We start from the raw sequence: 25,258 nt of genomic DNA on the forward strand, positions 1-25,258 counted from the left end.
AGGAGATCACGCACAATACTCCCGTGTTCGGTGAGTACTCGGTCAATGACAATCAGCCAGATTCCACGGCCGGCGTGCCCGCCCCGGGTGCCGGGACACCCCTGGGAAACCTGCCGCCGGAACCGGCGAGTTTCATCGGCAGGCAGCCCGAACTGGACCTGCTCCGGCAGCTGTTGCGCGAGCGACGACTGATCACGCTGACCGGGGTGGGAGGCGTCGGCAAATCCCGGCTCGCCCTGCGCGCGGTCGCCGAAACCGGCCAGGCCCGGCCGGACGGTGTCTGGTGGGTCGACCTGTCCCCACTGCGCGATCCCGCCCTGCTGACCGCGACGGTCGCGCACGCCGTCGGGCTCGGCGACCACACCCCGCGCCGGCTCGACGAGGAGCTGTGCGCGTGGATGGCCGACCGGGAGCTACTGCTCGTCCTGGACACCTGCGAGCACCTGGTCTCCGGCTGCCGCCACCTGGCGGGCGAACTGCTCCAGTCCGCACCCGGGTTGACCATCCTGATCACCTCCCGGGAGCCCCTGCGCTGCGCGACCGAGGAGGTCGTCGAGGTCCGCCCGCTGCCCTGCGAGGGTCCCGACAGCGACGCCCTGGCCCTCTTCCGGGCCCGTGCCCTCACCGCGACCCCGCGCGCCGCCGCCGTCTTCGCCGACCCGGAGCGGACCGCGGTCGCCGCCGAGGTGTGCCGACGCCTGGACGGGATCCCCCTCGCCCTGGAACTCGCGGGAGCCCGCCTGCGGTTGTGGACCGTGGAGCAGATGGCCGAGCGGATCGGCGAGCGCTTCGAGATGCTCTCGGACGTCCGCGTCCCCCGGCCGCCCCGGCACCAGACGATGCGGACCACGATCGGCTGGAGCCACGAACTGTGCGAGCCGCTGGAACGGCTGCTGTGGGCCCGGCTCTCGGTGTTCACCGGCGACTTCGACATCGCCGCGGCACGCGCCGTCTGCGCGGGCGGACCGCTGCCCGCCGCCCGGGTGGAACGCGTACTGGCCGGTCTGGCCGCCAAGTCCGTGGTCCTGCGCACTGAGGAGCGGGGCGCCGGCGCCCGCTACCGGCTGCTGGACACGATCCGCGAGTACGGGCACGACTGGCTGGCCGAGCTGGGCGAGACGCAACTGGTCACCGACCGGCACGCCCACTGGTACGCGGCGCTCTCGCACGCCGCCGACCGGGGCTGGATGGGGCCGGGACAGGTGGACTGGTACCGCAGGATCACCGCCGAGCACGCACAGTTGCGCACCGCCCTGGAGCACCTGCTCACCGCCGACCCGGCGGCGGCACTGGAGATGGCCGGCGCCCTGTGGTTCTACTGGTTCGCGTGCGGGCACGTGCACGAGGGCCGGGCCTTCCTGGAACGGGCCCTGGCGGTCGCCCCGCGCACGGAGGTCGCGTACAACCAGGCCCTGTGGTCCCTCGGGCTCACGATGGTGCTCCAGGGCGACATGGAAGAGGCCCGGCGCGTCGGCGAGCAGTGCGCGCGGGACGCCGCCCACCTCGCCGACCCCGAACGGGAACTGCGCGCCGCCTACCTGCACGCGGCGTCCGTCCTCATGCCGGGCGACCCGGTACGCGCCCTGGAGCTGGCCGGACCGCAGGCCCGGGCCGCGCACGGCGGACGGACCACCGGACCGGGCTGGCTCCTGTGCAAGCTGTCCACCAGCTACTCGCTGTGCGCCCTGGGGCGCTTCGGGGAGGCGACCGAGGAAGCGCGGTCGCTGCGCGAGGCCTGCGCGGAGCTGGGCGAACGCTGGATGCGGGGCTACGCGGACTACATCCTGGCGGTGGCCGCGCTGAGCCTGGGCGACCACGGGGAGGCCGCCCGCCACGTACGCGCGATGCTGTCCGGGAAGCGGCTCCTCGGCGACCGGCTGGGCATCGCACTGGGCCTGGACCTGCTGGCCGCGGCGGTGGCCGGGCTGGGCGACGGCGAACTGGCGGCGCGCCTGCTGGGCACCGGGCACGCGTGGTGGCGGACCGTCGGCCGGCCGCAGATGGGCTCACCCTCCCTGAGGGCCGTACGCGACCAGGGCGAACGGCAGGCCAGGGCGGCGATCGGGGACGCGGCCTTCGAGGCGGCGTTCCGGGGCGGGGCGGCGGCGCCCACGGGCTGAGTCCGGCCCGTGGACGGCGCGCTGCGTAACTTCGCCGGGGCTCCCGTCAGTACGGGAGGGGTCTGCCCGACGGTGTGCGCAGATCCAGGTCTCGGGGGGCGGGCTTGGGGACGGGCTTGCGGATCAGCTGCTGGCGCATGCTGCCTCCTCGCTCAGACCAGGGCCGGGCGGCGGGGTTCCACCGCACGGCTGTCGGGGAGCAGTTCACCGGTGTCGTCGAAGATCACGACTCCGTTGCAGAGCAGGCTCCATCCCTGTTCGTGATGGGAGGCCACACTGCGGGCGGCGTCGTGGTCGGCGCTGTCGGCGGCTGGGCAGGGGGGCTGGTGGGAGCACATGGCGCACCTCCTCGCGATGTGGGGCGGGAGGGCCGGTGGTCACCCGGTCGAATCCGCGATCCACGGTGGCGGCGAGTATTACTGATCGCCACCCCCGGACGGAACCCATATTCGCCGTCCAGTTCACGGTGTGTATGCCCGATTACCATGCGCTCATGCCCGTTATCCGGATCGTTCACCGTACGTCCGCGCCCGCCGCCGAGGCATGGTCGAGGCTCACCGACTGGGAGCGCCACGGGGCGCAGGTCCCTCTCACGCGGACGATCATCGAGACGGCGCCGCCGACGCGAGTGGGGACGATCTTCACGGCCCGCACGGGTGTGGGCAGGATCACATTCGACGACCGCATGGAGGTCGTCGTCTGGCGGCCCCCCGCGGCGGACTCGCCGGGGCTGGTCCGGCTGGAGAAGCGCGGCCGTCCCGTGACGGGCTGGGCGGAGATCGAGATCCGCCCCCTCACGACGGGCGGCGCGGAGATCCACTGGCGCGAGGACCTCCGCCTGCGCGCCCTCCCCCGCGCCCTGGACCCCCTGGTGGCGAAGGCCGCCCACCTCGTCTTCACCCGCGCCCTCACCCGCCTGCTCCGAGCCTGAAGCCCGCCCCCGGCCGGGACGCCGACGCGGGTGTGGTGGCGCGGGGCCGGAGCCGGGCGCGAGCCTCAGGGCCCCGCGAAGTCTCGCGGGTGCGGCTTTGCGGGGCCGCAGACACCCGCCAGTGCGAGCCGCAGGACCGCCAGACCCCGCGGAGCTGGGGTTCGCGGGGCCGCAGACCGGCGCGAGGCCGCAGGACCGCAGACACCCGCCAGCCCGGGGCCGCAGGGCCGCCAGGCACCGTGGGGCTGGGGTTCGCGGGGCCGCAGGACCGCAGGCGCCCGCCGGCCCGGGGCCGCAGGACCGCCAAGCCCCGCGAGGCTGGGGTTCGCGGGGCCGCAGGCGCCCGCCGGCGCGGGGCTGCGGGGCCGCCAGGCACCGTGGGGCTGGGGTTCGCGGGGCCGCCAGGCCCCGCGGGGTGGCTCGGCTCCGCGCTAGCGGATCGGCATGCCGGAGATCGTCCGCGCGATCACCAGCCGCTGGATCTCGCTGGTGCCCTCGAAGATCGTGTAGATCGCGCTGTCCCGGTGCATCCGCTCGACCGGGTACTCGCGGGTGAAGCCGTTGCCGCCGAGGATCTGGACGGCCTGGGCGGTGACCTTCTTGGCGACCTCGCTCGCGAAGAGCTTGGACATGGACCCCTCGGCCGATTCGAAGGGCCGCCCCGCGACCGCCATCCACGACGCCCGCCAGACCAGCAGCCGGGCGGCGTCGATCTGCGTGCGCATGTCGGCGAGCTGGAAGGCCACGCCCTGGTTGTCGATGATCGGGCGGCCGAACTGCGTACGGGTCTTCGCGTAGTCGAGGGCCACCTCGTACGCGGCACGCGCGGTGCCCACCGCCATCGCCCCGACGGCCGGCCGCGAGGCCTCGAAGGTCGCCATGGCCGCGTTCTTGACCCGCTCGCCCCCGCCGCTGCGGGCCCGCTCCCGGGCCCGGGCGAGCCGCTCGTCCAGCTTCTCCTTGCCGCCGAGCAGGCAGTTGCCGGGGATCCGTACGTCCTCCAGGACCACCTCGGCGGTGTGGGAGGCGCGGATGCCGTGCTTCTTGAACTTCTGCCCCTGCGACAGCCCGGGCGTGCCCGGCGGCACGATGAAGGAGGCGTGCCCCTTGGTGCCCAGCTCCTGGTCGACGACGGCCACGACGATGTGGACGTTGGCGATACCGCCGTTGGTGGCCCAGGTCTTGGTGCCGTTGAGCACCCACTCGTCCTTGGCCTGGTCGTAGACGGCCCGGGTGCGCATCGAGCCGACGTCCGAGCCGGCATCCGGCTCCGAGGAGCAGAAGGCGGCGACCTTCACGTCGTCGGGGGTGCCGTACATCTGGGGGATCCAGGTGCCGATCTGCTCCTCGGTGCCGTTGGCCACGACGCCGATCGCCGCGAGCCCGGTACCGACGATGGACAGCGCGATGCCTGCGTCGCCCCAGAAGAGCTCCTCCATGGCCATCGGGATGCCCAGCCCGGTCGGGTCGAAGAACTGCTGGGCGTAGAAGTCCAGCGAGTAGATGCCGACCTTGGCGGCCTCCTGGATGACGGGCCACGGAGTCTCTTCGCGCTCGTCCCATTCCGCGGCGGCGGGTCGCATCACATCGGCCGCGAAGCCGTGGATCCAGTCCCGCACCTGCTTCTGGTCGTCGTTCAGCTCCATGGTGAACTCCGCCATATCCCCTCCACCTGTCGCACGCGTTCGCTCCGGAAGTTACCAGCGGTAACCCACCTGGGAGGCACAGTCTGTTACCGGCGAGTAAGCACTGTCAAGCACGACCGATGCCGTCGGCGGCCGCCAGGTCGGGTCCGCCGATTCGATCGCCGGGGTGCCTTGGGTGTTACGTTGCGTGGGCGTCACGCACATCGCAAGGGCGGGGAGAGAACACGTCATGGAGACCACGCAGCAGACCGGCGAACCGGGAGCGGCCGAACGCCGCCGGCGCGAGCTGCTCGAAGCCGCCGACCGGGTCGTGCTCAGGGACGGCCCCAAGGCCTCCATGAACGCCATCGCGGCCGAGGCCGGAATCACCAAGCCCATCCTCTACCGGCACTTCGGGGACAAGGCGGGCCTCTACCAGGCACTCGCCGTCCGGCACACCGACGCGCTCCTCGACTCGCTGCGGGCGGCGCTCGACGCCCCCGCCGAGCGCCGCCGACGGGTGGAGTCGACCCTCGACACCTACCTGGCCGCCATCGAGGCCCGCCCGCAGGTCTACCGCTTCCTGATGCACCCCGCGGAGGACTCGCACACCGCCGAGCGCGGCTTCGACGTCGGCCTGCACTCGGCGCCGCTGCTGCGCCGGCTCGGCGAGGAGCTGGCCCAGGTGATCAGCGAGCGGGTCGACCTCGGCCCGGGCGGGGAGCGGCTGGCCCGAGTCTGGGGCCACGGCATCGTCGGCATGATGCACGCGGCCGGCGACTGGTGGCTGGGCGAACGCCCCTGCGAGCGCGCGGACCTGGTCGCGGCCCTCACCGATCTCCTCTGGGGCCGCCTGGCCACCGCCGGCAACCGTGAGGACGGCCCCGGCTTCTGACCCGCCGCGGCGTTTGCCGGACTGCGCCGCCCCGATCCAGCCTCGCCGGCGTTTGAGGCGCGGGGTCCGGGGCCGCGCCCCGGGAAACCCGGCTCCGTCGGGCACCGGACTCCGTCCGGGCCCGCGCCACGCCCTAGCCGCGCGCCGCGCCGGGGCTCCACGGGGCCTTGCGGATGGCCCGCCGCAGCCGACGGGCCCGCATCCCCGTCACGCGGTCCGCGTACACGGTCCCGTCGAGGTGGTCGCACTCGTGCTGGAGGCAGCGCGCGAAGAAGCCCGTCCCGGAGATCCGTACCGCCGCGCCGTCCGAGGTGACCCCCTCCACGACCGCGTGGTCGAAGCGGACGGTGCCCGCCTCCAGCCCCGGCAGGGACAGGCAGCCCTCGGGCCCGAGGAACTCGTCCCCGTCGGCCGTCACCAGTCGCGGGTTGACGATGTGCCCGACGTGCCGTACGTCTTCGTCATCGGGACAGTCGTAGACGAACACCCGCTGGGCGACACCGACCTGGTTCGCGGCGAGGCCGACGCCCTCGGCGGCGTACATCGTCGCGAACATGTCCTCGATGAGGCGGTCGAGGGCCGGGCCGAACTCGGTGACCTCCGGGCAGGGCGAGTGGAGCACCGGATCACCCAGCAGGCTCATGGTGCGGACGAGTCCGGTGGTACCGGGGATGAGGCGCTGTCGCATGGCCGTAAGCGTACGACGGGCGACTATATGAGGAGATCCGCGGCGGGGCGGGGGCGCCGCGGTCAAGGCTCCGGCCGGTACTGGATAGGCTGGGGCCGACCGACGCTAGGAGGACAAGGGACGATGGCAGGCAACACGGAGCCGCTTTCGCCGCGGGCCAAGCTGGCCGTGACGGCGGGCAAGGCCGCGGCGGCGGTGTCGCGGGCCGCGGGACGCGGAAGCGGATCGGTGATCGGCGGCAAGGTCGCACTCAGGCTCGACCCCGATCTTCTCGGCGCGCTGGCGCAACACCTCGACGTCGTCCTCGTATCAGCGACGAACGGCAAGACCACGACGACCCGGCTGATCGCCGAGGCCCTGCGAGCCAGTGGTCCGGTCGTCTCCAACGCCCTCGGTGCCAACATGCCGGCGGGCATCACCTCGGCGCTCGCCGGCGGCTCGGACGCCAAGTACGGCGTCATCGAGGTCGACGAGAAGTACCTGGCCGGAGTGGCCCGGGACGTCACCCCCAAGGTGATCGCCCTGCTCAACCTCTCCCGCGACCAGCTGGACCGCGCCGCCGAGACCCGCATGCTCGCGGAGAAGTGGCGTGAGGGCCTCCAGGGCTCCAAGGCCGTCATCGTCGCCAACTGCGACGACCCTCTGATCGTCTGGTCCGCCTCCTCCTCGCAGAACGTGGTGTGGGTGGCGGCCGGCCAGGAGTGGAAGGACGACGCCTGGTCGTGCCCCTCCTGCGGCGGTGTCATGCAGCGCCCGGGCGACGACTGGTTCTGCGGCGAGTGCGGCTTCCGCCGCCCGAGCCCGACCTGGGTGCTCTCCGGCGACCACGTGCTGGACCCGCACGGCTCGGCCTGGCCGATCCACCTCCAGCTGCCCGGCCGCGCCAACAAGGCCAACGCCGCCACCTCGGCCGCCGTGGCCGCCGTCTTCGGCGTCCCGCCGCAGGTCGCGCTGGAGCGGATGTACCAGGTGCAGGCCGTCGCCGGACGCTACGACGTGGTCAACTTCCAGGGCCGGGAGCTGCGACTGCTGCTCGCGAAGAACCCGGCGGGCTGGCTCGAAACGTTTTCGCTGATCGACCCGCCGCCGACCCCGGTGATCCTCTCCGTGAACGCGCGCGGCGCCGACGGGACCGACACCTCCTGGCTGTGGGACGTCGACTACCCGCGCCTGGCCGGCCACCCGATCTTCGTGATCGGCGACCGCAAGCTGGACCTCGCGGTCCGCCTGGAGGTCGCGGGCCTGGACTTCCGGGTGTGCGAGACCCTCGACGAGGCCGTGCAGCTCGCGCCGCCCGGACAGATCGAGCTGATCGCCAACTACACCGCCTTCCAGGACGTGCGCCGCCGCGTCGGCAACTAGTACTCATACCCCCAGAGGACACAAGAGCATGAGCGACAACAGCCTGCGTCTGGTGTGGGTCTACCCCGACCTGCTCAGCACGTACGGAGACCAGGGCAACGCCCTCGTCGTGGAGCGCCGGGCCCGCCAGCGCGGCCTGGACGTGCAGCGCGTGGACGTGCGCAGCGACCAGCCCATCCCCACCTCGGGCGACATCTACCTGATCGGCGGCGGCGAGGACCGTCCGCAGCGCCTGGCCGCGGAGCGGCTGCTGCGCGACGGCGGTCTGGAGCGGGCCGTCTCGAACGGGGCGATCGTCTTCTCCGTCTGCGCCGGCTACCAGATCCTGGGCAAAGAGTTCGTCAACGACCAGGGCCAGCGCCAGGAGGGCCTCGGCCTGCTGGACGTCGTCACCCTGCGCGGTGAGGGCGAGCGGTGCGTCGGCGACGTCCTCGCCGACATCGACCCGCGGCTGGGCCTGCCGCAGCTGACGGGCTTCGAGAACCACCAGGGCGTCACCCACCTCGGCCCGACGGCGAAGCCGTTCGCCCGGGTGACCATGGGCCGCGGCAACGGCACCGGCGACGGCACCGAAGGCGCGTACAACGACACGGTGTTCGGCACCTACATGCACGGGCCCGTGATGGCGCGCAACCCGCAGATCGCGGACCTGCTGCTGAAGCTGGCGCTCGACGTGAACGCCCTGCCGGCCATAGACGACCGGTGGTACGAGGCGCTGCGCGCGGAGCGGATCGCGGCTGCGACGCAGCCCGCCTAGCACCCTCGCGGAGCGCTCATCAGGGCGGCCCCCGCATCATGTGTTCGGCCCGGTTTTCCCTAGGGGGAACCGGGCCGACGTCGTTTCGCACGACGATCACGACCAGCATGTGGAGGATGGTTCAGCACACCTCCAAACCGCTTGTAGGGTGGCCGTAGTTCCAACCGGACGACGTGGTCCGGTCGCCGGCCCACGTTGCAAAGGTCTCTTCTGCCATGCGCATAGGTGTGCTCACTTCCGGTGGCGACTGCCCCGGCCTCAACGCCGTCATCCGCTCCGTCGTGCACCGTGCCGTCGTCGACCACGGCGACGAGGTGATCGGCTTCCACGACGGCTGGAAGGGCCTGCTGGAGGCGGACTACCGCAAGCTCGACCTCGATGCCGTCGCCGGCATCCTCGCCCGCGGCGGCACCATCCTCGGCTCCTCCCGGGTCCAGCCCGCGCACCTGCGCGACGGTGTCGAGCGTGCCCGCGGGCACGTCGCCGACCTCGGTCTCGACGCGATCATCCCGATCGGCGGCGAAGGCACCCTGAAGGCCGCGAACCTGCTCTCGCAGGCCGGTCTGCCGATCGTCGGTGTCCCGAAGACCATCGACAACGACATCGCCTCCACCGACGTCACCTTCGGCTTCGACACCGCCGTCGGGGTCGCCACGGAGGCGCTCGACCGTCTGAAGACCACCGCCGAGTCCCACCAGCGAGTGATGGTCGTCGAGGTCATGGGCCGCCACACCGGCTGGATCGCCCTGCACTCGGGCATGGCGGCCGGCGCGCACGCGATCGTCGTACCGGAGCGCCCCTTCGACATAGACGAGCTGACGGCGATCGTCGGAGAGCGCTTCTCCGCGGGCAAGCGGTTCGCGATCGTCGTGGTCGCCGAGGGCGCCAAGCCCAAGCCCGGCTCGATGGCCTTCGAGGAGCGCGGCAAGGACATCTACGGCCACGAGCGGTTCGCCGGTATCGGCAACCTGCTGGCCGTTGAGCTGGAGAACCGTCTGGGCAAGGAGGCCCGGCCGGTGATCCTGGGTCACGTCCAGCGCGGCGGCACGCCCACCGCGTACGACCGGGTCCTCGCGACCCGGTTCGGCTGGCACGCGGTGGAGGCGGCGCACCGGGGCGAGTTCGGCATGCTGACCGCGCTGCGCGGCACGGAGATCGAGATGGTCCCGCTCGCCGAGGCGACCTCGACCCTGAAAACCGTCCCGGCCGAGCGCTACGAAGAGGCCCAGACGGTTCTCTGACCGCTCCCCCGGCGTCCCATTTGTGGCAGACCGCCCCCGCGCGCACGAGCGTACGGGGGCGGCACTACTGTGGTGGGGCAGCACAGTCGAGGGAGTGAACAGATGGACCACAGCGGGCACGGCATGGACATGCACATGGACTTGCCGCCGTTCACTCTCGGGCGCGGGCTGGAGTTCTCCTTCGACGCGTTCTTCCTGTTCGGCTCCCTGCTGGGGCTCGCCCTGTACGGGTGGGGCGTGCTGCGGCTGCGCCGTCGCGGGGACTCCTGGCCGCTGGGCCGGACGATCGCGTTCACCCTCGGTGTGCTCACCGTGATCCTGGTGATGTGCACCAAGCTGAACGACTACGGCATGGTCATGTTCAGCGTGCACATGGTCCAGCACATGGTGATCAGCATGATCACCCCGATCCTGGTCCTGCTGGGCGCCCCGGTGACGCTGGCGCTGCGCGCGCTGCCGCCCGCGGGCCGCGGGCGCAAGGGGCCGCGCGAGCTCCTGCTGGCGCTCCTGCACAGCCGGTACATGCGGGTGATCACCCATCCGGCCTTCACGATCCCGATGTTCATCGCGAGCCTCTACGCGCTGTACTTCACCCCGCTCTTCGACTTCCTGATGGAGAGCCGCACCGGGCACATCTCGATGATGGTCCACTTCTTCGCGGTCGGCATGATCTTCTTCTGGCCGATCATGGGCATCGACCCCGGTCCGCACCGTCCGGGCTACGTCATGCGGATGCTGGAGCTCTTCGCGGGCATGCCCTTCCACGCGTTCTTCGGCATCGCCCTGATGATGGCGAGCCAGCCGATGATCAAGACGTACGCGAACCCGCCGGCCTCCCTCGGCATCGATCCGCTGCTCGACCAGCAGTGGGGCGGCGGCATCGCCTGGGCGTTCAGCGAGATCCCCTCGGTGCTGGTGCTGATCGCCCTGATCTACCAGTGGTACCACTCCGAGCAGCGGGCCGCGAAGCGCTCCGACCGGGCCGCGGACCGCAACGGCGACCAGGAGCTGGAGGCGTACAACGCGTATCTTGCCTCGCTCCGAGCGCGTGGCCGGTAGCGCGATCCCGTTCCGGCGCGCCACCATGGGGCATGACCGGATCCGTTAAGGCGATGGCAGTCATGACCTTCGCCGCACTGGTGGCCGTCGCCACGTACTCGGTGGTCCTCGGCAGCAACGGCTGGCTGTGGTTCGGCTGGGTGGTGCTGGGGCTGCTGACCGCGGGGATGGCCGCCTCGCGCAATGCCTGAGGAAGGTCACCGCCGCCCCCTCCATCCCGGGACTCACCGTCCGTAAAATGGCCGTGACGACGGGATACCGACAGGAGCGGCCTGGTGTTCTACCACTTGCTCAAGCACGTGTTCCTCGGCCCACTGCTGCGGCTGCTGTTCCGGCCGCGGATCGAGGGCCTGGAGAACATCCCGGCGGAGGGCGCCGCGATCGTCGCGGGCAATCACCTGTCGTTCTCCGACCACTTCCTGATGCCCGCGATCCTGGCGCGGCGGATCACCTTCCTGGCGAAGGCCGAATACTTCACCGGTCCCGGGCTCAAGGGCAGGCTCACCGCGGCGTTCTTCCGCAGCGCCGGCCAGATCCCGGTGGACCGGTCCGGCAAGGACGCGGGCCAGGCCGCCCTGCGCGAAGGGCTGGGGGTGCTGGCCAAGGGCGAGCTGCTGGGCATCTACCCGGAGGGCACGCGCTCGCACGACGGCCGGCTCTACAAGGGCAAGGTGGGCGTGGCCGCGATGGCCCTGGGCGCCGGGGTGCCGGTCATCCCCTGCGCGATGGTGGGGACCTTCGAGATCCAGCCGCCCGGGCAGAAGATCCCGAAGATCCGGCGGGTCACGATCCGCTTCGGCGAGCCGCTCGATTTCTCCCGGTACGCCGGCCTGGAGGGCGAGCGCGCCGTCCTGCGAGCGGTCACCGACGAGATCATGTACGCGATCCTCGGCCTGTCCGGGCAGGAGTACGTCGACCGGTACGCGGCCGAGGTGAAGGCCGAGGAGGAGCAGGCACGGAAGAAGGCCCGGCGCACGACGCGCTGAGCCTTCTCCCGCTTCACCGCTCACCCGGCGGCTGCCCGTCCTCCCGTCCTTGCGTTCATCAACGGACTGCGGGGAGCTCCTCGCGCTGCGGCCAGCCGGCACCGGTGCCGTGGTCGAGCGAGAGCGCGGTGGCGGCCGCGGCCGGGGCCGGGGCGACCGGAGCGGCGTGCGGGGCGCACGTCACGTCCTTGGCGTCGACCTTGCCGGTCAGCAGGTAGGCGTCCACCCGGGTGTTGATGCACGGGTTCGTCAGGCTGGTGACACCGTGCGAACCGGCGTTCTGCTCGGTGATCAGACGCGAGCCGACGAGGCGGCGGTGCAGTTCGACCGCGCCCTTGTACGGGGTGGCCGCGTCCCGCTCGGACTGGACGATCAGGACGGGTGGCAGACCGCGCCCGGCACCCACCTCGACCGGGGTGTGCTGCTTGGACCTCCAGGTGGCGCAGGGCAGGTTCATCCACGCGTTCGACCAGGTCAGGAACGGGTACTTCTCGTGCAGCCGGGTGTTGTCCCGGTCCCACTTCGTCCAGCTGGTGGGCCACTTCGCGTCGGCGCACTCGACGGCGGTGTAGACGGCGTTGCTGTTCTCCGCCGCCGCGTTGCCCTTGGTGTCCGACATGTCCGGGGCGATGGCGTCGATGAGCGCCTGCTCGTCACCGGCCGCCCATGCCGCGAAGGTCTGGGCGACGGGCACCCAGGAGGAGTCGTAGTACGGGGCGCTCTGGAAGAAGCCGATGAGCTCGGCCGGGCCGACGATCCCGCCGAGCGGGTTGGTCTTGGCCTTGCCGCGCAGCTCCTGCCACTTGGCTTCGACCTTCGCGCGGGTGTCGCCGAGGTGGAAGACGGCGTCGTTCTTGGCGACCCAGTCCTGCCAGTCGTTCCAGCGCATCTGGAAGGCGACGTCCTGGCCGAGGTTGGCCTCGTACCAGATGTTGTCCCGCGACGGGTCCACCACACTGTCGACGATCATGCGGCGCACATGGGTCGGGAAGAGGGTCGCGTAGACCCCGCCCAGGTAGGTGCCGTAGGAGATGCCGAGGTAGTTCAGCTTCTTCTCGCCGAGGGCGGCCCGGATGACGTCGAGGTCGCGCGCGGTGTTCGGCGTGGTCATGTGCGGCAGCATCTCGCCGCTGCGCTCCTTGCAGCCGTCCGCGTACTCGGCGGCGAGTTTGCGCTGGGCGCGCTTGTCCGCCTCGGTGTCCGGGACCGGGTCGGCCTTGGGGGCCTTCACGAACTCCTGCGGGTCGACGCAGGAGATCGGCGCCGAGTGGCCGACCCCGCGCGGGTCGAAGCCCACGAAGTCGTACGCCTTCGCGGTGTTGACCCACAGCGGGCTCCGGGAGGTGGAGCGGCGCGGGAAGCGCATGCCGGAGCCGCCGGGGCCGCCGGGGTTGTAGACGAGGGCGCCCTGGCGCTCCTCCTTCGTACCCGTGCTGACGGCGCGGTCGACGGCGATGTCGATCGCCTTGCCGTACGGCTTGGCGTAGTCCAGCGGGACCTTCACCCAGCCGCACTGGATGGGGGCGGCGAGGCCCCAGTCCGCGGGACAGTCCTTCCAGTCGATCCCGCTGCGGGCGGCGCGGGCGGCGGCGATCTGCACGCCCAGCGTCTCCGGGAGGCGGATGTCACGGTCGGCCGGGGCCGCGGCCGCCGGCGGTGCGAGCAACAGGCCCGCGGCCAGTGCGCCGGTGACGAGTGTGGCGGCGCTCCCCAGCGCCGCGTTGCGTATCACGTGGTTGTTCCCCCTGCGTCAGATGCCGCCGTGGGCGGCCTGGTTGGCTGCCTTCGGTCGTCGGCGTGCAGGGGGATCCTGTCGTCCGGGCACGTCCCGGCGACAGGGTGATGCCGGCTTCTTTGCCAACCCGATAACCGGAGAGCCGTGTACCGCTGAGCGGTGCCCGATTCGTCCCGCGGTCAGCGGTGGTAGGTCCGGCAGGCCTCGTCGAGGACCTCGCGCAGCCGGAGGGCGTCCGCGGCCAGGGCCGTCACGAGGACGGCCGGACCGGCCAGCGGAGTGGCCGCGGCGCACTCCCCCAGCACCGCGGGCGGCGGCGGGTCGGTCTCAAACTCAGGATTCACGAGAAGGAGTTGACCGACGGCCCGGTGTCCGGCGAGGCCGGCCGGGCCGTCCCAGCCGCCCGGGCCGCCGGGGCCGCAGGCGAGCTCCTGGTCCAGCAGCGGCCGGCCGCCGCGGGTGACGGTGAGGCGGCTGCGCAGCAGACCGGACAGCTCCCCGTGCCGTCCGAGGACCTGTTCCTCGCGCAGCAGCAGGCGTGCGGTCGGCGCCAGCCGGACGCGGGTGTGCACCCGCAGGTCGCTGCCGCGGACCGAGACGAGGGGCTCCGGCAGCCACCGCACCGAGGCGCCGTCCTCCAGGTCCAGCTCCACGTCGTAGCGCGCGGGCTCGCCCGCCCGGCCGGGCAGGGCCAGGGTGGCCGCCGCCGAGGCCAGGGCCAGCCGGGCCCCGGGCCCGGCCGTGGCACGGACGGTGAGGTGGTCGCCGCCGAGCGGGGCGCTCATCGCGCCGACGAGCACGACGCCGGCCTCGGCCTCCCCGCCACGGGTGCGGCGCAGGGCGAGCGGACCCTCGCCGGCCAGCAGGGGCAGTGCGGTCCCGCCCCGCCCGTCGGCCACGGCGTGGATGCGGGCGGTGGCCCGCACCCCCGTGGCGGGCGGGGCGGCGGGGGGCGCGGTGGTCACCGTACGGTCCAGGCGGCGATCCGCGCGCGGACCCAGTCGGCCACCGGGGCCACGCCCTCGGGGCCGCGCAGCGACTGGAAGGCCACGGGCAGTTCGCCGCGCTGCTCGGCGGCGTCACGGGCCATCCGGCCGAGGTCGGAACCGACGTGCGGGGCGAGGTCGGTCTTGTTGACGATGAGCAGGTCGGCGGTGGTGACACCGGGACCGCCCTTGCGCGGGATGTCGTCCCCGCCGGCGACGTCGATGACGAAGATCTGGGCGTCGACGAGCCCCCGGGAGAAGGTGGCGGTGAGGTTGTCCCCGCCGGACTCGACGAGGATCAGATCGAGCGGGGCGTGCTCGCGGAAGGCCTCCTCCAGTTCTTCGACGGCTTCCAGGTTGGCGGAGATGTCGTCGCGGATGGCGGTGTGCGGACAGGCTCCGGTCTCGACGGCGGTGATCCGCTCCGGCGGCAGGACCGCTTCGCGGAGCAGGAACTCGGCGTCCTCGCGGGTGTAGATGTCGTTGGTGACCACCGCCATGGACAGGTCGGTGCGCAGGGCGCGGCAGAGGGCGGCGACGGTGGCGGTCTTGCCGGAGCCGACGGGTCCGCCGAGGCCGATGCGCAGGGCGCGCCGGGTGCCGTCGGCGCGCAGCGGTTCGGCGCTGTGGGTGTAGCGGTGGGTGTGGGCGACGGCGTGGTCGAGGTGCATGGGGATGCTCCCGGGGTCGAAGGGGTGCGCCCGGCGCGGTCGGGCGCCGGTCGGAGGGCGGAAGGCGCCGGTCGGCAGTCGTCGTGCGGCGGGCGGCAGTCGTCGTGCGCCGGTCGGCAGTCGTCGTGCGGCGGGCGGCAGTCGTCGTGCGCCGGTCGGCAGTCGTCGTGCGGCGGGCGGCGGGCGGCGGGCGGTCAGGAGGCGAACAGGCGTACCGGCCAGCCGGCATGGACCTCGGCCGCGATCTCCAGCAGGGGCGAGGAGGCCGCGGGCAGGGCCTCGGGGCCGTCCAGCAGCGCCCGGCGTCCGGCCTCGGCGGCCCGGGCCGCGACGGCGTCGAGCTCGGGGGCGAGCCGGGCCAGGACCCCGCTCGCCTCGAAGGGGTCCAGGCCCAGCAGCCGCACGGTGGCGGTCGCCGGTCCGCCGACGCTCTCGTACGCCGCCACGTGCGCGGCGTCGAGCGGCCCGAGCCCGGCCGCCCGGGCGGTGACGCCGAGCACGACGGGCTGGTGGGCGCCGCGCGGGAACGCGGCGGCGAGCCGCTCCAGCCCGGGGTCGCGCCAGGTCGCCCACGCGGCCCGCAGCAGCTGGCGGCCCAGCCGTCGCGCCGCGGTGCGCAGCGCGGGCGACGGGGTGCGGGCGTCGGCCGCGGCGTCGAGCACGGCCGGGTCGAGCCCGAGGGCCGCCGCGGCGGCGAGTGCCGCCGCGGTGAGCCCGGCGGTGTGCAGCCTGCCCCGGCAGAAGTCCTCCAGGGTGGCGGCGTCGTGGATCCGGCCCGCCTTGCAGGCGGCTTCGGCCCCGCCGGAGTGGGCGTGACCCCCGGCGGGGAACCGGCCGTCCGCGAGGACGAGCAGGGCGGCGAGGCTCATGCGAGGAGGCCCATCAGAAGAGGAAGTAGCGCTGGGCCATGGGCAGTTCCGCCGCGGGTGCGGGCTCCACCGGCTCGCCGTCGATGGTGACGGTGAAGGTGTCGGCGTCGACCTCGACCCGGGGCATGGCGTCGTTGTTGCGCATGTCCGCCTTGGTCACCTTGCGGGTGGTCTCTATGGCGGTGAACCGCTTGCCGAGTCCGAGCCGTTCGGGCAGGCCGTCGTCGAGCGCCGCCTGGGCGGTGAAGTTCAGCGAGTTCAGGCCGGGCGCGCGGCCGTGGCTGCCGAACATCGGCCGGGGCAGGACGGGCTGGGGGGTGGGGATGGAGGCGTTGGCGTCGCCCATCTGCGCGTAGGCGATCTGGCCGCCCTTGATGACGACCTCCGGCTTGACCCCGAAGAAGGCCGGGTTCCACAGCACCAGGTCGGCGAGCTTTCCGGTCTCGACCGAACCGACGTCGCGGGCGATCCCCTGGGCCACGGCGGGGTTGATCGTGTACTTGGCGACGTAGCGGCGGGCCCGGTGGTTGTCGGCGGGTCCGTCGCCGGGGAGGAAGCCGCGGCGGCGCTTCATCACGTGGGCGGTCTGCCAGGTGCGCAGCACGACCTCACCGACGCGGCCCATGGCCTGGGAGTCGGAGGAGATGATGGAAATGGCTCCGAGGTCGTGCAGGACGTCCTCGGCGGCGATCGTCGAGGGCCGGATGCGGGACTCGGCGAAGGCGAGGTCCTCGGGGACGGCCGGGTTGAGGTGGTGACAGACCATCAGCATGTCGAGGTGTTCCTCGACGGTGTTGACGGTGTGCGGCCGGGTGGGGTTGGTGGAGCTGGGCAGGATGTTCGGCTCGGACACCACGGTGATGATGTCGGGTGCGTGCCCGCCGCCCGCGCCCTCGGTGTGGTACGAGTGGATGGTCCGGCCGGCGATGGCCGCGAGGGTGTCGGCGACGAATCCGGCCTCGTTGAGCGTGTCGGTGTGGATGGCGACCTGGGCGCCGGTCTCGTCGCAGACGCTCAGGCAGGCGTCGATGGCGGCGGGTGTGGCCCCCCAGTCCTCGTGGATCTTGAACCCGAGGGCTCCGCCGCGCAGTTGGGAGTGCATGGCCTCGCGGGAGGTGGTGTTCCCCTTGCCGAGGAGGCCGATGTTGACCGGGTAGGCCTCCAGCGCCGCGAACATCCGGGCCAGGTGCCAGGGCCCGGGGGTGACGGTGGTGGCCTTGGTGCCCTCGGCCGGTCCGGTGCCGCCACCGACCAGGGTGGTGATCCCGGAGGCGAGGGCCTCGTCGACGACCGTCGGGGAGATGAAGTGCACGTGGGCGTCGATGGCACCGGCGGTGACGATCTTCCCGTTGCCCGCGATGATCTCGGTCTCGGGGCCGATGACCAGGGCGGGGTCGACGCCGTCCATGGTGTCGGGGTTGCCGGCCTTGCCGATGCCGCAGATGCGGCCGTCGCGGATGCCGAGGTCGGCCTTGACGATGCCCCAGTGGTCGAGGATCACGACTCCGGTGATCACGGTGTCGGCCGCGCCCTCGGCCCGGGTGGTGCGCGCCTGGCCCATGGATTCGCGGATCACCTTGCCGCCGCCGAAGACGGCTTCGTCGCCGGACCGGCCGGGGCCGCCGGCGAGGTCCTGCTCGATCTCGACGAAGAGGTCGGTGTCCGCGAGCCGGATCCGGTCGCCGGCCGTCGGGCCGAAGAGGTCGGCGTACACCCGGCGGGAGATCTCAGCCATCGAGCGGCCCTCCGGTCTCGCCGCGCAGTCCGGGGACGGTCCGCGAGCCCGCCAGCGGGACGAGTTCCACCGCTGCGGGGATGCCCGGCTCGAAGCGGACGGCCGTACCGGCGGCGATGTTGAGCCGGAGCCCGTGGGCGGCGGCCCGGTCGAAGTCGAGGCCGGGGTTGGCCTCGGCGAAGTGGTAGTGGGAGCCGACCTGGACGGGCCGGTCGGCGGCGTTGAGCACGGTGAGACGGGTGACGGGGCGGCCCTCGTTGAGGAGCACCGGGCCCTCCCCGAAGGCGATTTCGCCGGGGATCATGCGGTGGTGCTCCTTGTCAGACGATGGGGTCGTGGACCGTGACGAGTTTGGTGCCGTCCGGGAAGGTCGCCTCGACCTGCACGTCGTGGATCATCTCGGGGATCCCCTCCATGACGTCCGCGCGGCTGAGCACGGTGCGGCCGGAGGCCATCAGCTCGGCCACCGTGCGGCCGTCGCGGGCCCCTTCGAGGATGTGCGACGTGATCAGCGCCACCGCCTCGGGGTGGTTGAGGAGCACTCCGCGCGCCTTCCGCTTCTCGGCCACGTCCGCGGCCACGTGGATGAGCAGTCGCTCCTGTTCGTGCGGTGTCAGTTGCACTCGTATCACCAAGCTTCCGGGACAAGATCGACTTCGCGCCGAGGTGACCTTAGCGGCGTTCAACACTGTGTTGACCTGCGCATTTCCGACCCAAGCGTCTCTTGCCCAACGCAGGGGAAGGCTTTCCGTTCCGCCCACCGCAGCTTTACCGGCTCATGGGTGATCATTGGTGGTCGCACGTGACCGCCACGCTAAGGTCCGCTCTTTTCCGCTGGGTTAACCCACGTTTCGGGAAGACGCCCGGTTCGGGCCCGCGGCCCCCGGGAGCCGTCTGCCGTATACGGAAACAGCCGGGGGCCCCTTGAGCGGGGCCGCCCGGCGTTCACGGCGGTTCGGTAGTTCGGCGGTGCGGCGGTGCGGCAGTGCGGTCAGCAGCCGCCGGCCGCCGCGGCGGGTGTGCCCGCGGTCCAGGGCAGGGCGATCCAGACCGTCTTGCCGCCCTCCTCGGTGGGGGTGACCGAGAGCCGGCCGCCCGCCTCCGCGGCGAGCCAGCGGATGATGACCAACCCCCGGCCGTTGTCCTGCTGGACGGCGGCGGGCAGCCGCCTGGGCCAGCGCGGATGGCTGTCGGTCACCCCGACCCGGAGCCATTCCTCGCGCTCCAGAAGGATGTCGACGGTGAAGGTGGGCGACTGGCCGAACGTGTGCTGCACGGCGTTGGTGGCCAGCTCCGAGACGATCAGCCGGACGCTGTCCGCGGTCTCGGCGTCATCGGGCAGTCCCCATTCGCACAGCACCTCCGCGACGTAGCGCCGGGCAGCGGCCACCGAGGCGGGATCGCTCGGCAGAGTGACGGATGCTTCCTGGTGGTCTGCCATGGCGACGTCCCTTTCCCACCGGGTCGGAAACTCCCCGGATCTGTGCTGGACGCCAGAGTGCCACCCATCGTGGCGTAGCACCTGCCTTTCCCCGAAGATGTGCATATATCTGTCGCCCGTTGCGGTGAACTCTGCTACGGAAGAGCGTATTTGGACGGCAGACTGGTGCGACCTGTGCCGGTGGAAGGAGGCGGGTGTGCAGCACGGTCCCGCGGTGCGCCGGCGCAAGCTCGGCGAGGAACTGCGTGCCCTGCGTGACCGGTCCGGACTCACCAGTGGTGAGGCCGCCCGGATCATGGGATGGCACCAGTCGAAAATCAGCCGCATCGAGACTGGCCGCAGCGGCGTGAAACCGGAGGACATCCGGCTGCTTCTCGATGCCTACGGAGAGCTTGTGAGCCCGGAACAGCGGGCGCTGCTGGAGGCCCTCTCCGTCTCGGCCGCCGGACCCGGGCCGGGCGCCGGCACCGGGCGGGGGCGCCAGTGGTGGCACGACTACCGGGGGCTGCTGCCCCAGGAGTACCGGGACTTCATCAGCCTGGAGGCGGGGGCCCGGTCCGCCCGTACGGTGGAACTGTCCGTGGTGCCGGGACTGCTGCAGACCCCCGACTACGCACGCGCCGTGACCCGGGCCGCCCTCGGCGGGCTTCCGGAACCGAAGGTGGACGCGCTGGTCGACGTACGGCTCGCCCGGCAGGCGGTGCTGCGGGCCGATCCGCCGCTGGAGCTGAGCGCGGTGCTGGACGAGGCGGTGCTGCGCCGGCAGATCGGCGGGCCCGGGGTGATGGGCGAGCAACTGCGGCACCTGGTGCGGGTGGCACGACTCCCCCAAGTGAGCCTACAGGTACTGCCGTTCAGTGTGGGTGGTCATCTCGGCCTGACAGGACCGTTCGTTATTTTCTCATTTACGAACATCGCTGATCTGGATGTGGTGGTACTCGACCATTTGACGAGTAGCCTCTATCTGGAGCGGAAGGAAGACCTCGAGGCGTACGGCGCCGCGTTCCGCACCATCCAGGCGCACGCCCTCCCGCCCCAGGACTCGTCTGAACTCATCAGCTCACTCGCTGACGACGCGTAGAGGAGGCACCCTCGTGTCCGCAACCCCCTTAAGCCCCGGCGGACTTCTGATCAGAGCTGCGCGGTGGCGGCGGAGCAGCCGCAGCACCGGAATGAACAACTGTGTGGAAGCGGCCGTCCTCGGCGACGGTCTGCTGGCCGTCCGCGACTCCAAGCGGACGGACGGCCCGGCCGTGCTCTTCACCGGGCCGGCCTGGAGCGGCTTCCTCGCCTCCGTACGTGCGGACGACCGCGGGCCCGTCTAGGCCCTGTCGCAGTCCATGGCTCCGGCGGGCGCGGCCCGGACGATCGTCGTGACCGCCCGATCGATCTCGTCCCCCGTGAGATCGGCCCGGGCGGTCAGCCGCAGCCGGGAGATGCCGTCCGGCACCGACGGCGGGCGGAAGCATCCCACGGACAGACCTGCCTCGCGGCAGTCGGCGGCCCAGCGCAGTGCCGCCGAGGCCGACGGGGCCCGTACCGACACCACGGCCGCGTCCGGCCGGGCCGCGGTCAGGCCGGACGCGGTGAGCCGCCCGTACAGCCGGCCGGCCACCTCGCGGGCGCGGTCGGCGCGTTCCGGTTCCCGCCGGAGCAGGCGCAGGCTCGCCAGGGCCGCGCCCGTGGCGGCCGGGGCCAGTCCGGTGTCGAAGATGAAGGTGCGCGCGGTGTTGACGAGGTGCCGGATCACCTTGGCCGGGCCGAGCACGGCGCCGCCCTGGCTGCCCAGTGACTTCGAGAGGGTCAGGGTGGCGACCACGTGGGGCGCGCCGGCCAGTCCGGCGGCGCGCAGGGCGCCCCGGCCGCCCTCCCCCAGCACGCCCAGTCCGTGGGCGTCGTCCACGAGCAGGGCCGCGCCCTCCTCGCGGCACACCGCGTCGTACCCGGCGAGCGGTGCGGCGTCCCCGTCGACGGAGAACACCGAGTCGCTGACCAGCAGGGTCCGGCCCTCGTGCGCGGCGAGCGCCTTGCGTGCGGCGTCCGGGTCGGAGTGCGGGACCACCGCGGTCCCGGCGCGCGAGAGGCGGCAGCCGTCGACGATGGAGGCGTGGTTGCCGGCGTCGGAGACGACGAGCGTTCCCCGGTCGCTGAGCGCCGTGACGGCGGCGAGGTTGGCCGCGTATCCGGAGGACAGGACGAGCGCGGCCTCGAAACCGCAGAAGGCGGCGAGCTCCCGCTCCAGTTCCGCGTGCAGTTCGGTGGTGCCGGTGACGAGGCGGGAGCCGGTGGCTCCGGCTCCCCAGCACTCGGCCGCCTCGCGGGCCCCCCGGACGGTCTCGGGGTGCCGGGACAGGCCGAGGTAGTCGTTGCTCGCGAGGTCCAGCAGCGGCGACACCGGCGGCCGGGGGCGCAGGGTGCGGACCAGTCCGGCCCGCTCCCGTACGCTCTCCGCGTCGTCGATCCAGGCGAAGACGTCCGCGGGGTCGGCAGGGTGCTGGGGCATCGGCGAGTCCTCGTGTTTTGTCGGCAGTCCACAGACCTGCCCGACCCTAGCCGCCGCGGCCGGTCCGTCAGGTGTGGTGATACACACACACCCATCCGGCCATGTTGTGCGATCTCTCCTTGGCCGGGGGCGGTGGTGTGGGACAGGATCTGGTCCATGGACCTGCTGAACACCCTGGTGGACAAGGGGCTGCGGCGCGAGCTGCCGACCCGCGAAGAAGCACTCGCCGTACTGGCGACTTCTGACGACGAACTGCTCGACGTGGTGGCCGCGGCCGGCAAGGTGCGCCGCCAGTGGTTCGGGCGTCGGGTCAAGCTGAACTACCTGGTCAATCTGAAGTCGGGCCTGTGCCCGGAGGACTGCTCCTACTGTTCCCAGCGCCTGGGCTCGAAGGCCGAGATCCTCAAGTACACGTGGCTGAGGCCGGAGGAGGCCTCCCAGGCCGCCGCCGCGGGCGTCGCGGGCGGGGCGAAGCGGGTCTGCCTGGTGGCGAGCGGCCGCGGTCCGACGGACCGTGACGTCGAGCGCGTCGGCAGGACGATCGAGGCGATCAAGGAGCAGAACGAGGGCATCGAGGTGTGCGCCTGCCTCGGTCTGCTCTCGGACGGCCAGGCGGAGAAACTGCGCGAGGCGGGCGCGGACGCCTACAACCACAACCTGAACACCTCCGAGGCCACCTACGGCCAGATCACCAAGACCCACACCTACGCCGACCGCGTGGACACCGTGGAGAAGGCGCACGCGGCGGGCCTGTCGGCCTGCTCCGGCCTGATCGCGGGCATGGGCGAGACCGACGAGGACCTCGTCGACGTGGTCTTCTCGCTGCGTGAGCTGGACGCCGACTCCGTCCCGGTCAACTTCCTGATCCCCTTCGAGGGAACTCCGCTGGCCAAGGAGTGGAACCTCACCCCGCAGCGCTGCCTGCGGATCCTGGCGATGGCGCGGTTCGTCTGCCCCGACGTCGAGGTCCGGCTGGCGGGCGGACGCGAGGTGCACCTGCGCTCGCTGCAGCCGCTGGCCCTGAACATCGTCAACTCGATCTTCCTGGGTGACTACCTCACCAGCGAGGGCCAGGCCGGCCAGGCCGACCTCGACATGATCGCGGACGCCGGTTTCGAGGTGGAGGGCGCCGGTACGACGACCCTTCCCGCGCACCGCTCCGACGCGGCGGCCCCCGCCGGTAGCGGCTGCGGCTCCGGCGTCGGCGCCTCGCTGTGCGGTTCGGGCGCGGGTGCGGCGTCGGACACGGACACGGACGCCGCGGGCTGCGGTTCGGCGTGCGGCGGCTGCTCCGGGCACGCGCACGCGGAGGCCGCCCCGGTGGCGGCGCAGCCGGCCCAGGCCGAGCCCGGAGCGCTCCGGTCGGACCTGGTGGCGGTACGCCGCCGTGGCGCGGGGACGGACATCGCCCCCAATGCCTGAGCAGCCGCTCCCGCCGTCGGCCGGCGCGGACCTGCTCGCGCTGGACCGGCAGCACGTCTGGCACCCGTACGGCCCGATGCCCGGGCGGCAGGAGCCGCTGGTCATCGCGTCCGCGTCGGGGGTGCGGCTGAGGCTCGCCGAGCCGTCCCAGGGGGAGGGCCATGACGAGCTGGTCGACGGCATGTCCTCCTGGTGGTCGGCCATCCACGGCTACAACCACCCGGTGCTCAACGAGGCCGTGACCGCGCAGCTCGGCCGGATGTCGCACGTGATGTTCGGCGGTCTCACCCATGAGCCCGCCGTCCGTCTCGCCGCGAAGCTCGTCGAGATCACCCCGCCGGGTCTGGAGCACGTCTTCCTCGCAGACTCCGGTTCGGTCTCCGTCGAGGTCGCCGTCAAGATGTGCCTCCAGTACTGGCGTTCGCTGGGCCACACGGGCAAGACCAGGCTGATGACCTGGCGCGGCGGCTACCACGGTGACACCTGGCAGCCCATGGCCGTCTGCGACCCCGAGGGTGGCATGCACGAGCTGTGGCAGGGTCACCTGCCGCGGCAGGTCTTCGCGGACGCGCCGCCCGGCGGCTTCGACACGCCCGTGGATCCCGGGTACGCCGACCACCTGCGCGACGTGATCGCCGCGCACGCGGACGAGCTGGCCGCCGTGATCGTGGAGCCGGTGGTGCAGGGTGCGGGCGGCATGCGCTTCCACAACCCCGGCTACCTGCGGGTGCTGCGCGAACTGTGCGACGAGTACGGGGTCCTGCTGATCCTGGACGAGATCGCCACGGGCTTCGGCCGCACGGGCGCGCTCTTCGCGGCCGACCACGCGGGGATCACCCCGGACGTGATCTGTTTGGGCAAGTCCCTGACCGGTGGTTACCTCACGCTCGCGGCGACCCTGTGCACCGCACGGGTGGCCGACGGGATCTCCCAGGGCGAGGTCCCGGTGCTCGCGCACGGACCGACCTTCATGGGGAACCCGCTGGCCACGGCGGTGGCGCTGGCCTCCGTGGAGCTGCTGCTCGGCCAGGACTGGGCGCTGGAGGTCAAGCGGATCGAGGCGGGGCTGCGCGCGGGCCTGTCCGCCGCGGACGGCATCCCCGGTGTGCGGGACGTACGCGTGCTGGGCGCCATCGGCGTGGTCCAGCTGGACCACGAGGTCGACATGGCGGCGGCCACCCGGGCCGCGGTGCGCGAAGGCGTGTGGCTGCGGCCGTTCCGGGACCTGCTCTACGTGATGCCGCCGTTCGTCTCGGGCGACGCCGACGTGGCCCGTATCTGCCGCGCGGTGTGCGCGGCGGCCCAGGAAGGCTGAGGGGCTGGGATGACCGTACTGATCGTGTCCGGGACGGGCACGGAGATCGGCAAGACCGTGGTCACGGCGGCCGTCGCGGCGGCGGCCGTCGCGGCGGGCCGCTCGGTGGCGGTGCTCAAGCCGGCGCAGACCGGCGTCGGCCCGCACGAGCCGGGGGACGCGGCGGAGGTGGTACGGCTGGCCGGTTCCGTCGTCACGGCGATGGAACTGGCCCGCTATCCGGAGCCCTTGGCCCCGGACACGGCCGCCCGGCGCGCGGGCCTGCCGACGCTGTCCCCGGCGCAGATCGCGGAGGCCGCCCGGCGGCTGTCCGAGGACCACGACCTGGTCCTGGTGGAGGGCGCGGGCGGGCTGCTCGTGCGGTTCGACGAGGCGGGCAACACCCTGGCCGACGCGGCGCGGCTGCTGGACGCCCCGACGCTGATCGTCGCCCAGGCGGGCCTGGGGACCCTCAACTCCACGACCCTCACGGCGGAGGGCCTGCGGGCCCGGGGCCTGACCCCGCTGGGCGTGGTGGTCGGGAGCTGGCCGCACTCCGCGGACCTGGCGGCCCGCTGCAACCTGGCGGACCTCCCCAAGTCCTCGCAGGTACCGCTGCTGGGCGCGGTACCGGAGAACTCGGGCACGCTGCCCCCGGAGCGCTTCCGCGCGGCGGCCCCCTCCTGGCTGGCCCCACCCCTGTCGGGCACCTGGTCCCCGGAAACCTTCCTCACCACCTGGTCCCCCCCGCCCTACGCCCCCGCCGGCGCCTGAGGCGCGTGGCCCGGGCGGAGCCCCGGCACCACCCAGCCCAGCCGCCCTTCCAGCGTTGGAGGCGCAGGGCCCGGGCGGAACCCCTCCACACCCAGCCCCGCCGCCCTTCCAGCCCCACCGCCCCTCCAGCCCCGCCGGCGTTTGAGGCGCGGGGTCCGGGGCGG

General features: G+C 72.6%; 26 protein-coding genes. 14 read left to right on the forward strand and 12 right to left on the reverse strand.

The genetic code is table 11. The features are described 5' to 3' along the window. Nucleotides 1-23 precede the first annotated feature (23 nt). Entirely contained in the window at nucleotides 24-2,120 is a 2,097-nt protein-coding gene (locus AAT21_RS33245; RefSeq protein ID WP_235439311.1) for an ATP-binding protein, read from the forward strand. A gap of 152 nt (nucleotides 2,121-2,272) precedes the next feature. Here the strand turns inward: AAT21_RS33245 and AAT21_RS33250 are convergent, their stop codons facing one another. Further along, nucleotides 2,273-2,458, reverse strand: a complete 186-nt coding sequence (locus tag AAT21_RS33250; protein WP_046780697.1) for a DUF5999 family protein — start codon at nucleotides 2,456-2,458, stop codon at nucleotides 2,273-2,275. 155 nt (nucleotides 2,459-2,613) lie between these two features. Here AAT21_RS33250 and AAT21_RS33255 point away from each other — a divergent pair, with 155 nt between their 5' ends. Next, nucleotides 2,614-3,051, forward strand: coding sequence for an SRPBCC family protein (locus AAT21_RS33255; RefSeq protein ID WP_046780809.1), 438 nt, complete (start codon nucleotides 2,614-2,616; stop codon nucleotides 3,049-3,051). A gap of 431 nt (nucleotides 3,052-3,482) precedes the next feature. Here AAT21_RS33255 and AAT21_RS33260 read toward each other — a convergent pair whose 3' ends face one another. After that, nucleotides 3,483-4,712, reverse strand: coding sequence for an acyl-CoA dehydrogenase family protein (locus tag AAT21_RS33260; RefSeq protein ID WP_046780698.1), 1,230 nt, complete (start codon nucleotides 4,710-4,712; stop codon nucleotides 3,483-3,485). A 214-nt stretch (nucleotides 4,713-4,926) separates the two neighbouring features. Here AAT21_RS33260 and AAT21_RS33265 point away from each other — a divergent pair, with 214 nt between their 5' ends. Then, entirely contained in the window at nucleotides 4,927-5,571 is a 645-nt protein-coding gene (locus AAT21_RS33265; protein ID WP_046780699.1) for a TetR family transcriptional regulator, read from the forward strand. A gap of 133 nt (nucleotides 5,572-5,704) precedes the next feature. Here AAT21_RS33265 and def read toward each other — a convergent pair whose 3' ends face one another. After that, nucleotides 5,705-6,259 (reverse strand): peptide deformylase, encoded by a 555-nt coding sequence (def, locus tag AAT21_RS33270; RefSeq protein ID WP_046780700.1) that lies wholly within the window; start codon nucleotides 6,257-6,259, stop codon nucleotides 5,705-5,707. 123 nt (nucleotides 6,260-6,382) lie between these two features. Here def and AAT21_RS33275 point away from each other — a divergent pair, with 123 nt between their 5' ends. The 6 genes from AAT21_RS33275 (at nucleotide 6,383) to AAT21_RS33300 (ending at nucleotide 11,664) form a co-directional block, all read left to right on the forward strand. Then, nucleotides 6,383-7,621 (forward strand): MurT ligase domain-containing protein, encoded by a 1,239-nt coding sequence (locus tag AAT21_RS33275; protein WP_046780701.1) that lies wholly within the window; start codon nucleotides 6,383-6,385, stop codon nucleotides 7,619-7,621. 28 nt (nucleotides 7,622-7,649) lie between these two features. After that, nucleotides 7,650-8,378, forward strand: a complete 729-nt coding sequence (locus AAT21_RS33280) for a type 1 glutamine amidotransferase (RefSeq protein WP_030841891.1) — start codon at nucleotides 7,650-7,652, stop codon at nucleotides 8,376-8,378. A 215-nt stretch (nucleotides 8,379-8,593) separates the two neighbouring features. After that, nucleotides 8,594-9,619 carry a 6-phosphofructokinase gene (locus AAT21_RS33285; protein ID WP_030960129.1) on the forward strand — a complete coding sequence of 342 codons (1,026 nt, stop codon included), beginning with the start codon at nucleotides 8,594-8,596 and terminating at the stop codon, nucleotides 9,617-9,619. 102 nt (nucleotides 9,620-9,721) lie between these two features. Continuing rightward, nucleotides 9,722-10,678: a cytochrome c oxidase assembly protein gene (locus tag AAT21_RS33290; RefSeq protein WP_046780702.1), complete on the forward strand. Its 957-nt coding sequence runs from the start codon at nucleotides 9,722-9,724 to the stop codon at nucleotides 10,676-10,678. Nucleotides 10,679-10,710: 32 nt separating this feature from the next. Next, entirely contained in the window at nucleotides 10,711-10,869 is a 159-nt protein-coding gene (locus tag AAT21_RS38285; protein WP_031150049.1) for a hypothetical protein, read from the forward strand. Between the two features lie 84 nt (nucleotides 10,870-10,953). Continuing rightward, nucleotides 10,954-11,664, forward strand: coding sequence for a lysophospholipid acyltransferase family protein (locus AAT21_RS33300; RefSeq protein WP_046780703.1), 711 nt, complete (start codon nucleotides 10,954-10,956; stop codon nucleotides 11,662-11,664). Nucleotides 11,665-11,722: 58 nt separating this feature from the next. Here the strand turns inward: AAT21_RS33300 and AAT21_RS33305 are convergent, their stop codons facing one another. The 8 genes from AAT21_RS33305 to AAT21_RS33340 all read right to left on the reverse strand — a co-directional run bounded on the left by AAT21_RS33305 (nucleotide 11,723) and on the right by AAT21_RS33340 (nucleotide 19,101). Next, nucleotides 11,723-13,396 carry an alpha/beta hydrolase gene (locus AAT21_RS33305; protein ID WP_079026133.1) on the reverse strand — a complete coding sequence of 558 codons (1,674 nt, stop codon included), beginning with the start codon at nucleotides 13,394-13,396 and terminating at the stop codon, nucleotides 11,723-11,725. A 182-nt stretch (nucleotides 13,397-13,578) separates the two neighbouring features. Then, nucleotides 13,579-14,364, reverse strand: a complete 786-nt coding sequence (locus tag AAT21_RS33310; protein WP_046780704.1) for an urease accessory protein UreD — start codon at nucleotides 14,362-14,364, stop codon at nucleotides 13,579-13,581. Next, nucleotides 14,361-15,056: an urease accessory protein UreG gene (gene ureG, locus AAT21_RS33315; RefSeq protein WP_046780705.1), complete on the reverse strand. Its 696-nt coding sequence runs from the start codon at nucleotides 15,054-15,056 to the stop codon at nucleotides 14,361-14,363. The genes AAT21_RS33310 and ureG overlap by 4 nt, the downstream gene beginning before the upstream one ends. A gap of 194 nt (nucleotides 15,057-15,250) precedes the next feature. Next, nucleotides 15,251-15,925, reverse strand: a complete 675-nt coding sequence (locus AAT21_RS33320; RefSeq protein WP_046780706.1) for an urease accessory protein UreF — start codon at nucleotides 15,923-15,925, stop codon at nucleotides 15,251-15,253. Nucleotides 15,926-15,938: 13 nt separating this feature from the next. Next, nucleotides 15,939-17,660, reverse strand: coding sequence for an urease subunit alpha (locus AAT21_RS33325; protein WP_046780707.1), 1,722 nt, complete (start codon nucleotides 17,658-17,660; stop codon nucleotides 15,939-15,941). Continuing rightward, entirely contained in the window at nucleotides 17,653-17,964 is a 312-nt protein-coding gene (locus tag AAT21_RS33330; RefSeq protein ID WP_030960115.1) for an urease subunit beta, read from the reverse strand. The genes AAT21_RS33325 and AAT21_RS33330 overlap by 8 nt, the downstream gene beginning before the upstream one ends. A 16-nt stretch (nucleotides 17,965-17,980) precedes the next feature. After that, a complete protein-coding gene (locus AAT21_RS33335) occupies nucleotides 17,981-18,283 on the reverse strand; it encodes an urease subunit gamma (protein WP_046780708.1) in 303 nt (100 codons plus the stop codon). A 368-nt stretch (nucleotides 18,284-18,651) separates the two neighbouring features. Next, entirely contained in the window at nucleotides 18,652-19,101 is a 450-nt protein-coding gene (locus AAT21_RS33340) for an ATP-binding protein (RefSeq protein ID WP_046780709.1), read from the reverse strand. A 196-nt stretch (nucleotides 19,102-19,297) separates the two neighbouring features. Between AAT21_RS33340 and AAT21_RS33345 the strand changes: the two genes are divergently transcribed. Together AAT21_RS33345 and AAT21_RS33350 are read left to right on the forward strand one after the other, a co-directional pair. Further along, nucleotides 19,298-20,182 carry a helix-turn-helix domain-containing protein gene (locus AAT21_RS33345; protein ID WP_046780710.1) on the forward strand — a complete coding sequence of 295 codons (885 nt, stop codon included), beginning with the start codon at nucleotides 19,298-19,300 and terminating at the stop codon, nucleotides 20,180-20,182. A 13-nt stretch (nucleotides 20,183-20,195) separates the two neighbouring features. Further along, nucleotides 20,196-20,426, forward strand: coding sequence for a DUF397 domain-containing protein (locus AAT21_RS33350; RefSeq protein ID WP_046780711.1), 231 nt, complete (start codon nucleotides 20,196-20,198; stop codon nucleotides 20,424-20,426). On the opposite strand, the gene AAT21_RS33355 is transcribed toward AAT21_RS33350, so the two are convergent. After that, nucleotides 20,423-21,604 carry an 8-amino-7-oxononanoate synthase gene (locus tag AAT21_RS33355; protein WP_046780712.1) on the reverse strand — a complete coding sequence of 394 codons (1,182 nt, stop codon included), beginning with the start codon at nucleotides 21,602-21,604 and terminating at the stop codon, nucleotides 20,423-20,425. The genes AAT21_RS33350 and AAT21_RS33355 overlap by 4 nt on opposite strands. Nucleotides 21,605-21,760: 156 nt before the next feature. On the opposite strand from AAT21_RS33355, the gene bioB reads away from it, so the two are divergent. Genes bioB through bioD form a run of 3 tightly spaced genes read left to right on the forward strand, consistent with a single transcriptional unit; the run spans nucleotide 21,761 to nucleotide 25,094 of the window. After that, on the forward strand, nucleotides 21,761-23,026 hold the full coding sequence (gene bioB, locus AAT21_RS33360; protein WP_046780713.1) for a biotin synthase BioB: 1,266 nt from the start codon (nucleotides 21,761-21,763) through the stop codon (nucleotides 23,024-23,026). After that, nucleotides 23,019-24,341, forward strand: coding sequence for an adenosylmethionine--8-amino-7-oxononanoate transaminase (locus AAT21_RS33365; RefSeq protein ID WP_046780714.1), 1,323 nt, complete (start codon nucleotides 23,019-23,021; stop codon nucleotides 24,339-24,341). The genes bioB and AAT21_RS33365 overlap by 8 nt, the downstream gene beginning before the upstream one ends. 9 nt (nucleotides 24,342-24,350) lie before the next feature. Next, the gene (gene bioD, locus AAT21_RS33370; protein ID WP_046780715.1) at nucleotides 24,351-25,094 is read left to right on the forward strand and encodes a dethiobiotin synthase; all 744 of its coding nucleotides are present in this window, start codon (nucleotides 24,351-24,353) and stop codon (nucleotides 25,092-25,094) included. Nucleotides 25,095-25,258: the final 164 nt, after the last annotated feature.

Source organism: Streptomyces yangpuensis, assembly GCF_001005295.1.
GTDB lineage: Bacteria > Actinomycetota > Actinomycetes > Streptomycetales > Streptomycetaceae > Streptomyces > Streptomyces yangpuensis.

What these genes read in the sequence shown, in the direction of transcription:
- AAT21_RS33250 (WP_046780697.1), bottom strand. Translation starts at nt 2,458, where the DNA reads ATGTGCTCCCACCAGCCCCCCTGCCCAGCCGCCGACAGCGCCGACCAC.
- AAT21_RS33255 (WP_046780809.1), top strand. Translation starts at nt 2,614, where the DNA reads ATGCCCGTTATCCGGATCGTTCACCGTACGTCCGCGCCCGCCGCCGAG.
- AAT21_RS33260 (WP_046780698.1), bottom strand. Translation starts at nt 4,712, where the DNA reads ATGGCGGAGTTCACCATGGAGCTGAACGACGACCAGAAGCAGGTGCGG.
- AAT21_RS33265 (WP_046780699.1), top strand. Translation starts at nt 4,927, where the DNA reads ATGGAGACCACGCAGCAGACCGGCGAACCGGGAGCGGCCGAACGCCGC.
- def (WP_046780700.1), bottom strand. Translation starts at nt 6,259, where the DNA reads ATGCGACAGCGCCTCATCCCCGGTACCACCGGACTCGTCCGCACCATG.
- AAT21_RS33275 (WP_046780701.1), top strand. Translation starts at nt 6,383, where the DNA reads ATGGCAGGCAACACGGAGCCGCTTTCGCCGCGGGCCAAGCTGGCCGTG.
- AAT21_RS33280 (WP_030841891.1), top strand. Translation starts at nt 7,650, where the DNA reads ATGAGCGACAACAGCCTGCGTCTGGTGTGGGTCTACCCCGACCTGCTC.
- AAT21_RS33285 (WP_030960129.1), top strand. Translation starts at nt 8,594, where the DNA reads ATGCGCATAGGTGTGCTCACTTCCGGTGGCGACTGCCCCGGCCTCAAC.
- AAT21_RS33290 (WP_046780702.1), top strand. Translation starts at nt 9,722, where the DNA reads ATGGACCACAGCGGGCACGGCATGGACATGCACATGGACTTGCCGCCG.
- AAT21_RS38285 (WP_031150049.1), top strand. Translation starts at nt 10,711, where the DNA reads ATGACCGGATCCGTTAAGGCGATGGCAGTCATGACCTTCGCCGCACTG.
- ureG (WP_046780705.1), bottom strand. Translation starts at nt 15,056, where the DNA reads ATGCACCTCGACCACGCCGTCGCCCACACCCACCGCTACACCCACAGC.
- AAT21_RS33320 (WP_046780706.1), bottom strand. Translation starts at nt 15,925, where the DNA reads ATGAGCCTCGCCGCCCTGCTCGTCCTCGCGGACGGCCGGTTCCCCGCC.
- AAT21_RS33325 (WP_046780707.1), bottom strand. Translation starts at nt 17,660, where the DNA reads ATGGCTGAGATCTCCCGCCGGGTGTACGCCGACCTCTTCGGCCCGACG.
- AAT21_RS33330 (WP_030960115.1), bottom strand. Translation starts at nt 17,964, where the DNA reads ATGATCCCCGGCGAAATCGCCTTCGGGGAGGGCCCGGTGCTCCTCAAC.
- AAT21_RS33340 (WP_046780709.1), bottom strand. Translation starts at nt 19,101, where the DNA reads ATGGCAGACCACCAGGAAGCATCCGTCACTCTGCCGAGCGATCCCGCC.
- AAT21_RS33355 (WP_046780712.1), bottom strand. Translation starts at nt 21,604, where the DNA reads ATGCCCCAGCACCCTGCCGACCCCGCGGACGTCTTCGCCTGGATCGAC.
- bioB (WP_046780713.1), top strand. Translation starts at nt 21,761, where the DNA reads ATGGACCTGCTGAACACCCTGGTGGACAAGGGGCTGCGGCGCGAGCTG.
- AAT21_RS33365 (WP_046780714.1), top strand. Translation starts at nt 23,019, where the DNA reads ATGCCTGAGCAGCCGCTCCCGCCGTCGGCCGGCGCGGACCTGCTCGCG.
- bioD (WP_046780715.1), top strand. Translation starts at nt 24,351, where the DNA reads ATGACCGTACTGATCGTGTCCGGGACGGGCACGGAGATCGGCAAGACC.